This window comes from Rhodococcus sp. NPDC078407 (assembly GCF_044542515.1).
Lineage (GTDB): Bacteria > Actinomycetota > Actinomycetes > Mycobacteriales > Mycobacteriaceae > Rhodococcoides.
In genome coordinates, this window is record NZ_JBITUQ010000048.1 from 1 (window position 1) to 8,375 (window position 8,375).

The window sequence follows — 8,375 nt, forward strand, 5'->3', positions numbered from 1 at the left end:
TCGGTTGTCGGTGCAGTTGTGGTAACCACACCGATACCGGAGGTCCTCACCTATCTGTCGCTGCCACGCCGTCCACAACGTCCCTGGTCATTACAGCTAGCCAGCCTCCGAAGGCTCACAGGTTTCGCAGCCGAACCACTTCGGTGTTGAATTCGTCGATGGCTTCGACCGAGCTCATGTGGCCGATGCCGGGAAGCACTATCAAGCGGCTCAGGTGATCGTGATCGTCCAGCGCGCGGGCGAGTTTGCGGGCGTGCACCGGCGGGGTCAGGCGGTCGGCAGATCCGACGAGGACGCTGGTGGGGACCGACATGTTCTCCAGTGCCTCGCGGATGTCGAGGTCGGTGAGCGCGGCACCCCAGATTCCGCGGGTGCGCGGCGCGCATTCGAGGACGATCTTCTCGCAGAAGGCCACCTCGGCCGCGGTCGCCCCCGGTGACATCGAGATGTACTTGATCGCCGACCGCACCACCGGAGACGGCCGAAGCGGAAGAGCCGATCCGAGCACTGCGCGGCCTACCGGAGTGGGCAGGCGTGGAAATCGTTGCGGCAAGGGGATGACGGTGGTCTCCCGCACGAGGGAGTCCGTCGCGGTGCTGGCGAGCAACACCGCGCTGACGAGCCGATCGACCTGTTCGGGGTAGTTCCCGGCCCACGCCATGATGGACATGCCGCCCATGCTGTGCCCCACAAGGACGGCCTTGTTGTCTTCGACGACTGTCGCGGCGAGCACCGCAGAGAGGTCGTCGGCCAACACATCCGGGCTCAGTGGCCGCGTACCGACGTCGCTGCGGCCATGGCCGCGCTGGTCGTACGCGATGACGCGGTAGCGGCCGGCGAGGGCGTTGACCTGAGGAAACCAGTAGTCGGCCGAGCAGGTCCACCCGTGACTGAAGACGATCGGTTCTGCATCGGCGTCACCGTAACTCCGCACGTGTAGGTGCGCGCCGTCATCGGTGACGACCTCGGTGACGGTCGGCTCGAATGTCGGGTGTTCCAGCAGCTCGTCGGGTCGAACGTCGGTGGTCTTGGTGAACGAATGCAGGCGACGCCGCCGGACGACGAATGTACCGACGGAGGCCGCCGCGGCCGCGCTGCCGATTCCGAACAGCACACGTTCGACTACCTTGCGTGAAACCACTGAAATTCCCCTCTACCTCGACCCCCTGGCGGGTGCGGTAGACGGTACGCCCACGATGTCGTGAGCGTGGACGCGGCTGCCTACCAGCGGGGTCCGCGCTGGATGCTGTCGATCTTGGGTCGGACGTCGACGAGGTACACCGCGATGCCGACGATGCCGATGATCCAGAACATGATGACCATCGGACCGATCAGCGTCAGCAGCAGTCCCACCGCCAGGATGCCCAGCCAGGCATTCTTGGTCAGTTTGCCGGCTGCCGGAAACGCATCCGGCCGTTGACGCAGCGCGTGGAAAAGTGCGAAGGCCGCTCCCGCAATCGAGATGATTTGCAGAATCAGGAAGATCGTCTGGGAGAAGCTACTCGCAATCACGCCCGCCAGTGTACGAGAAACGACCCCTGCACCGCGCGGCGCAGGGGTCGTTTCCTTTACGAATGCTTTAGCGAGTGGTCTTCTTCGCCGGAGCCTTCTTGGCCGGAGCCGGTGCGGTCTTCTTCGCAGCCGGAGCCGGTGCGGCCTTCTTGGCCGGAGCCGGAGTGGTCTTCTTGATGGGCGAGTTGGCACTGCTGCGGGTCTTGGACTCGACCTTGCCCGCCACGCCACTCACCTTGTCGGACGTCTCGATGGCCTTGTCCTTGGCCTCGTCGCCTGCCTCGTCGATGTTCTCGGCCAGCTCGTCGGCTGCGTCGGAAAGCTCCTCGGCACCGTCACGAACCTTGTCCGACGCGATGCCGGCCAGTGCTGCGGCGCGCTCGCCGACTGCACGGGTCTGCGAGGCGACGGTTCCGAGAGCCTGCTCGGTGAGGTCGACGACGTCGTTGGCTGCAGTGTTGGCGCGCTCGAGGCCCTCTTCGACGGCCGGCGTGCGGCGGATACGCTCGACGGTCTCTTCGCCGCGCTCGGCGAGCGAGGTGTACAGGTCGGACGCGACCTTGAGGTATGCCTCGGCGACCTTGCGGAGCTCGTCCGGGGTGAAGCGCTCGCGGAGTTCGGCGATCTCGTCGGGCAGCTCAGCGGGCAGGTTCGTCAGGCGCTCACGCAGCGACTCGACACCCTCGGTGACGTCCTCGGAGAGGTCGGCGATGCGCGCGTTGACCTCGTTGGTGCGGCTCTCGGCGCGCGAACGTACCTGGGCCACGACATCTGCGACGGCCTGTACGACGGCATCGCCGGCACCGACGGCTGCGTAGATCGGGGTCTTGACGTTCTCGAAGTTCTTGGAATCAGACATCTGATGTCTCCTGTTCGTCGGTTTCGGGCTCTTGCGTCGACTCGTTCTCTCGACAGAACGAGTCGTAGATCTCGATCAGCACTTGCTTCTGCCGTTCGGTGATGTGCTCATCGCCGAGCAGAGCTTCGCGCACCGGACCGTGGGGACGCGCTTCCAAGATCCCGGCCCGGACGTACAGCACCTCAGAGGAGACGCGCAGACCCTTGGCTATCTGCGCTAGCACTTCAGCGGACGGATTTCGCAGTCCGCGCTCGATCTGGCTCAGGTACGGGTTGCTCACTCCGGCACGGCTGGCGAGTTGCCGCATGGAAACCTGCGCCGCTTCCCGCTGTGACCGGATGTAGCTACCGATGTCCTGGGCTGCAGTCGTCACGACTGCAGCGACAAGGTCCCCCGCCTCGGCGACCACCTGCGTCGCCTCGGTCGCTTTGGCGACCAGATCCCCTTCGTTCTCGGCCATCTCGGCCTCCTGGTTTCGGTGTCCTACTGGACGGTACCGAAGGGTGCTAACTATTGCAAGCACTCTGTTAGCACTAGTGCCCGAAGATCAGATCCGAGATGGTGTAGATAGCCAGACCAGCGATGGAACCGACGACCGTTCCATTGATCCGAATGAACTGAAGATCGCGTCCGACCTGCAGTTCGATCTTCTTGCTCGCTTCCTCGGCGTCCCACCGAGCCACCGTGTCGCCGATGATCGTGGTGATCTCGTCGGCGTAGTTGGAGGCGATGTACCGCGCACCGCCGAGGAGCCACCCGTCGGCCTTCGCCCGCAATTCGTCGTCGTCGCGCAGACGAATACCGAAGTTGACCGTGTTCTCCTTGATCTTGGTGCGCAGCGTGCTCGTCGGGTCGTCCACCGATTCGGTGATCAGACGCTTGGCCACCTTCCAGGTCGCCGCGGCGAGCCCGGTGATCTCCTCACGGCCCATGATCTGGGCCTTGAGCTTCTCGGCCTTGTCGATGGTCGTGGGATCGTGCTGCAGATCGTTCGCGTAGTCGATGAGGAACTTGTTGGCGGCCAGTCGTACGTCGTGCTCGGGATTGGAGCGAATCTTCCAGGTGAACTCGACGAGCTCCTTGTAGACCTTCTCGCCCAGCAGTGTGTCGACGAACTTCGGCGACCAGTTCGGAGAATCCCGCGCGACGACGCGATCGATCATCTCCTGGCTGCCGAGCGCCCATTGGTGAACCCGCTCGGCCAGCATGTCGATCAGCGGCAACTGACGGTTCTCGCGGAGCAACTCGTCCAGGATGCGGCCGATCGGGGGACCCCATTGCGGATCGGCGAGTCGGCGCACGATGGTGTTGTCGATCACCGCGGTGATGTCCTCGTCGTTGAGCACGTCGACCACACCGTGCAACACGGTCGCCGCTTCGGCCGCAACCCGTTCGGCGTTGTCTGGCTCGGCGAGCCATGTACCCAACCGCAACGGAACCTGCGCCGACGCAACCTTCTCCGAGACCACCTCGGGGGCAAGGAAATTACTGCCGACGAACGAGCTCAGGCTGGCACCGAGCTGGTCCTTCTTCTTCTTGATCAGAGCCGTGTGCGGAATCGGGATGCCCAGCGGGTGCTTGAACAGCGCGGTGACGGCGAACCAGTCCGCGAGCGCGCCCACCATGCCTGCTTCCGACGCCGCGCGTACGTACCCCACCCACGCGCCCGCACCCGTCGACTCCTGCCACCGGCAGAACAGGTAGACGATCGAAGCAAATACGAGAAAGCCCGTCGCAACCGTTTTCATCTTGCGGAGGTCGCGGCGCTTGGTGTCGTCGTCGAAGTTCATGAGCTGCACAACCGACATTGTGCCCAGAAATGTGACGGATCAACCGGACACGGCCTGCGATGGTGTCGTAACAGGCGCATAGGGTGGTGTTGTGGCGAGATATACGACGGAGGCAAAGCTGGACGAGTCCGAGCCGAGCGAGGACAAGCCCAAGGCCGAAAAGCCGGACGGCCGCAAACGTCGATGGCGCGAGCACAAGATTGCTCGACGCGAAGAACTGGTCGACGGCACATTGGCCGCCATCCGGTTGCGCGGCCGCGAGATCGGCATGGACGAGATCGCGTCGGAGATCGGTATCTCGAAGACGGTGCTCTACCGGTACTTCACCGACAAGAACGATCTGACCAGCGCGACGATGTCCCGGTACGTCGAGACCACCTTGGCGCCGCGTATCTACTCCGCCATCTCCCACGAACTGGGTGAGTACGAACTCACCCGGGTGGTGGTGACCGCCTATGTCGAGACCGTCGCCACCGACCCCGAGGTGTACCTCTACGTGATGGCGAACAACGCGGGAAACAACCGCGATGTCGTCGCCGAATCCGAGCGAATGATCGCCGAGCTGCTCTCGACCGTGTTGGGTGAGCGGCTACGCCAGCGCGAGATGGATTCCGGCGGATCGGTGCCGTGGGCTTTCGCCATCGTCGGGGCGGTTCAGCTGGCCACCCACTGGTGGAGCTCCAACAAGTCGATGTCGGCGGACGACCTGATCGATTACCTCTGCATGATGATGTGGGGCGGAATCCACGGCGTCGCGATGGCCGACGGCTCGCCGGCGAAGTTCAAGTCGCAGCCACATCCGCTCGTCGACGGCGAGCCGAACTCCTAGCGCTCGTCGTACCCGTCGTCGTCCAGCGGCACTTCTGCTCGCTGGTCCAGCACGTCACGGGCATCGGCTTCGGTGGGCAGGTCATCCACACTCGCCTCGTCCGGCTCATCCACGATCGGCAGATTCTGCTCCACGCGATCCTCGGTCGGAGTTTCGATGGGTGATTCGCTCATGCCTCCATTCGTACCACCGTCGCACCGTCGTTTCTCGTTTGAAAGTCGATTGCGCCGGTAATCCGAAAAACATGACCACAACAACATTGTCCGGACGCCGCATAGCCATCCTCGCCGCCGACGGCGTCGAGCAGGTAGAGCTGGTTCAGCCTCGTGAAGCCGTCGAGAACGCCGGTGCCACAGTCACATTGGTCTCACTCGACCACGGCGAGATCCAAGCCATGAACAGTGACGTGAACGCTGCCGACACATTCGCGGTCGACCGCATCGCCGGTGAGGTCTCGGTCGACGATTTCGATGCATTGATCCTGCCCGGCGGAACGACCAATCCCGACCACCTGCGCGTCGACTCGGATGCCGTGGAGTTCGTTCGCGCGTTCATGGATTCGCGTAAACCGGTTGGCGTCATCTGTCACGGCGCATGGACACTCGCCGAAGCGGGCGTCCTGAAGGGCCGCACGTTGACGTCCTACCCGAGTATCCGAACCGATCTCCGCAACGCCGGCGCTACCGTCGTCGACGAGGAGGTCGTCGTGGACAACAACCTGGTGTCGAGCCGCAACCCCGACGACCTGCCGGCCTTCTGCGCGAAGATCGTGGAGCATTTCGCTGCTTGATAGGTTAGCGTGCCCTATGCGCATTTCTCGATCGTTGGCCCTGCCTGCGACAGCCCTGGCCCTCGCCCTTTCCCTGACCGCATGCAGCTCCGACGAAGGTAATTCCGACGGAGCTAATTCCGACGCCGACTCCGCCGGATCCAGCAGTGTCGTCGTCACCGACATGTTCGGTGAGGTGGAAGTACCGGCCGACCCTCAGCGAGTGGTGGCACTCGGATGGTCCGATGCCGAGACAGCATTGGCCCTGGGTGTGCAGCCGGTCGGTGCCAGCGACTGGCTCGGTGTCGGCGGAAACGGGCTGGGCCCATGGGTCGAGGAAACGTACGACACCGACCCCACCATTGTCGGCACCTTCGACGTCGACATGGAATCGGTCGCTGCACTGGCACCGGATCTGATCCTGTGGACCCGCAGCACCAACGACAAAGCCGTCTACGACCAGCTGACCGAAATTGCCCCCACCGTCGCCGCGCCACCCGGAACCGACATCGCCTACGGCACCACCTGGGACGACCAGACCGAAATCGTGTCTCAGGCTCTCGGCAAGATCGACGAGGGCAACAAGCTCGTCGAAGACACCGAAGCCCAGTTCGCCGACGCCGTCGCCGCCAACCCGGAATTCGCCGACAAGACGGTCGCCGTCGGCACCATCTACAGCGGACAGGTCGGGGCCTACGTGCGCGGGGACACCCGCGTCGACTTCCTCGAAGCACTGGGAATGACGAACACCCCGGCCATCCAGGATCTCGCCGAACCCGGCAACTTCAGCGTCGACCTGTCCGAGGAGAACATCTCAGCGCTCGACGCCGACCTGACCGTGATGTTCCCCATCGGCACCGGACCCGAGGTGATCACCGACAACCCACTGATCCAGGGACTGCCGTCGGCACGCGACGGACGCCTCGTCGTCCTCGGCGACCTGGACCTGGCCAACGCATTCTCGGCCGCCTCGGTAGCGGGAACCCGATACGCACTTGACAACGCAGTGCCGCTGTTCGCGGAGCCGCTGAAGAGCTAGATCACAAGCCCGCCGGGGCTTGTCACACTCTCCCTGGCGGGCTGGTCACACTCTTCCCGGGGGGCTTGTCACACTCTCCCTGGCGGGAATCCACCCGCGGCAATCGGGCCCCAGGTGTCGATCACGATGCGTATCAACGACTTTCCCTGCTTCACCATCGCCGCGCGATACTCGTCCCAATCCGAGTGCTCGCCGGCGATGCTGCGGAAGTACTCCACCAGGGGTTCGACGGCGTCGGGCAGATCGATGATCTCGGCGGTACCGTCGACCTGCACGTAGTCGCCGTTCCAGTCGTCACTGTGCACCAGCACCGTGACGGCGGAATTGCGGCGGATGTTCAGAACTTTCGCGCGCTCGGGGTACGTGGCGATGACGATGCGGCCTTCCGAGTCCACGCCGGCCGACACCGGCGAGACCTGCAGACCGTCGTCCCGCTTGCGGGTGATCAACGTGTGATGGTGCCGCGGAGAGACGAATTCGAGCAGTTGCTCACGCGACACGGTTTCGGCTTTTGCAATGGTAGGGGCCATGAACCCCATCGTAGAGAAGTAGGGTTCTCCTTCATGGCCGACAAGTCGACACAGTGGACATCCTCGCCCGTGGACGCGTTGCGCGCCGCCGCTTCGCCGCGGGTGGAGGATATCGACTTCACGGTCACTCCGGGATTCTCCGGTTCGAAATCCGACGGCACTGCACTGCTGGCCGAGCGCGGCGAAGTTCTCGCTGCACTACAGGAGAAGCTCTACGCCCACGGCCGGACCGGCGGCAACAGGTCGGTTCTGTTGGTGCTGCAGGGCATGGACACCGCGGGCAAGGGCGGGATGGTCAAGCACGTCATCGGAATGGTCGATCCCCAGGGCGTCGACCTGGCGTCGTTCGGAGTTCCGACGCAGGAGGAGAAGCAGCACCATTACCTGTGGCGCATCCGAAAAGCGCTACCGCGAGCCGGTCGGATCGGTGTGTTCGATCGATCCCACTACGAGGACGTTCTCGTCGTCGCTGTTCACGACCTGGTGCCACGGCAGGTGTGGGAGAAGCGATTCGACGAGATCAACGCCTTCGAGCGGGAATTGGTCGACGAGGGCACGGTCGTCGTCAAAGTAGCCCTGTTCGTCTCGCCCGAACAACAGAAGAAGCGCCTTCAGGAGAGACTCGATCGACCGGACAAGCATTGGAAGTACAACCCGGGTGACGTCACCGAGCGAGGCTTCCTACCGCAGTACCGTGCGGCATATCAGCGGGTGTTGGATCGTACGGACGTCGACCACGCGCCGTGGTTCGTAGTTCCGGCGGACCGCAAGTGGTACAGCAGACTCGCCGTCACCGAGATATTGATCGACGCCCTCGAGAAACTCGATCTCCAATGGCCGACAGCAGATTTCGACGTCGAGCACGAGAAGAAGCGACTGGCCGAGAGCTGACCCCCTTCGAACACGTGAATGGTCCATTGACCCCCGTCTGGGCAGGTTGCACCGCTCCCCAAAAGTTGGACTGAGTAATTCAGTTCCGACTATTGGGGAGCGTGTGTATGCGTGTACGAAGTTCGCTTACCGAGGATCAGCGGGTCGCGGCGGTAG

The 8,375-nt window shown here is 63.5% G+C and carries 11 protein-coding genes; 4 read left to right on the forward strand and 7 right to left on the reverse strand.

Annotated features, from left to right (window positions below; all coding sequences use genetic code 11):
- Positions 1-115: 115 nt before the first annotated feature.
- From ACIGGF_RS25155 to ACIGGF_RS25175, 5 genes are all read right to left on the reverse strand, one after another.
- The gene (locus ACIGGF_RS25155; RefSeq protein ID WP_397523758.1) at positions 116-1,141 is read right to left on the reverse strand and encodes an alpha/beta fold hydrolase; all 1,026 of its coding nucleotides are present in this window, start codon (positions 1,139-1,141) and stop codon (positions 116-118) included.
- Positions 1,142-1,221: 80 nt separating this feature from the next.
- On the reverse strand, positions 1,222-1,512 hold the full coding sequence (locus ACIGGF_RS25160; RefSeq protein WP_397523759.1) for a DUF2516 family protein: 291 nt from the start codon (positions 1,510-1,512) through the stop codon (positions 1,222-1,224).
- 67 nt (positions 1,513-1,579) lie between these two features.
- The gene (locus tag ACIGGF_RS25165; RefSeq protein WP_397523760.1) at positions 1,580-2,371 is read right to left on the reverse strand and encodes a heparin-binding hemagglutinin; all 792 of its coding nucleotides are present in this window, start codon (positions 2,369-2,371) and stop codon (positions 1,580-1,582) included.
- The gene (locus ACIGGF_RS25170) at positions 2,364-2,831 is read right to left on the reverse strand and encodes a helix-turn-helix domain-containing protein (RefSeq protein ID WP_397523761.1); all 468 of its coding nucleotides are present in this window, start codon (positions 2,829-2,831) and stop codon (positions 2,364-2,366) included. Before ACIGGF_RS25170 ends, ACIGGF_RS25165 begins: the two co-directional genes overlap by 8 nt.
- Positions 2,832-2,904: 73 nt before the next feature.
- Complete coding sequence (locus tag ACIGGF_RS25175) at positions 2,905-4,179, reverse strand: DUF445 domain-containing protein (protein WP_397523762.1); 1,275 nt, start codon at positions 4,177-4,179, stop codon at positions 2,905-2,907.
- 73 nt (positions 4,180-4,252) lie between these two features.
- Between ACIGGF_RS25175 and ACIGGF_RS25180 the strand changes: the two genes are divergently transcribed.
- Positions 4,253-4,990, forward strand: a complete 738-nt coding sequence (locus tag ACIGGF_RS25180; protein ID WP_397523763.1) for a TetR/AcrR family transcriptional regulator — start codon at positions 4,253-4,255, stop codon at positions 4,988-4,990.
- On the opposite strand, the gene ACIGGF_RS25185 is transcribed toward ACIGGF_RS25180, so the two are convergent.
- Positions 4,987-5,163, reverse strand: coding sequence for a hypothetical protein (locus ACIGGF_RS25185; protein ID WP_397523764.1), 177 nt, complete (start codon positions 5,161-5,163; stop codon positions 4,987-4,989). The two genes, ACIGGF_RS25180 and ACIGGF_RS25185, sit on opposite strands and share 4 nt — an antisense overlap.
- Before the next feature lie 71 nt (positions 5,164-5,234).
- On the opposite strand from ACIGGF_RS25185, the gene ACIGGF_RS25190 reads away from it, so the two are divergent.
- Both ACIGGF_RS25190 and ACIGGF_RS25195 read left to right on the forward strand, forming a co-directional pair.
- Positions 5,235-5,780 (forward strand): type 1 glutamine amidotransferase domain-containing protein, encoded by a 546-nt coding sequence (locus ACIGGF_RS25190; RefSeq protein ID WP_397523765.1) that lies wholly within the window; start codon positions 5,235-5,237, stop codon positions 5,778-5,780.
- A 16-nt stretch (positions 5,781-5,796) separates the two neighbouring features.
- Positions 5,797-6,798: an iron-siderophore ABC transporter substrate-binding protein gene (locus tag ACIGGF_RS25195; protein WP_397523766.1), complete on the forward strand. Its 1,002-nt coding sequence runs from the start codon at positions 5,797-5,799 to the stop codon at positions 6,796-6,798.
- Between the two features lie 68 nt (positions 6,799-6,866).
- On the opposite strand, the gene ACIGGF_RS25200 is transcribed toward ACIGGF_RS25195, so the two are convergent.
- Positions 6,867-7,328, reverse strand: coding sequence for a PPOX class F420-dependent oxidoreductase (locus ACIGGF_RS25200; RefSeq protein WP_094632769.1), 462 nt, complete (start codon positions 7,326-7,328; stop codon positions 6,867-6,869).
- A gap of 33 nt (positions 7,329-7,361) precedes the next feature.
- Between ACIGGF_RS25200 and ACIGGF_RS25205 the strand changes: the two genes are divergently transcribed.
- The gene (locus tag ACIGGF_RS25205) at positions 7,362-8,219 is read left to right on the forward strand and encodes a polyphosphate kinase 2 family protein (protein ID WP_397523767.1); all 858 of its coding nucleotides are present in this window, start codon (positions 7,362-7,364) and stop codon (positions 8,217-8,219) included.
- The last annotated feature ends 156 nt before the right edge of the window (positions 8,220-8,375 follow it).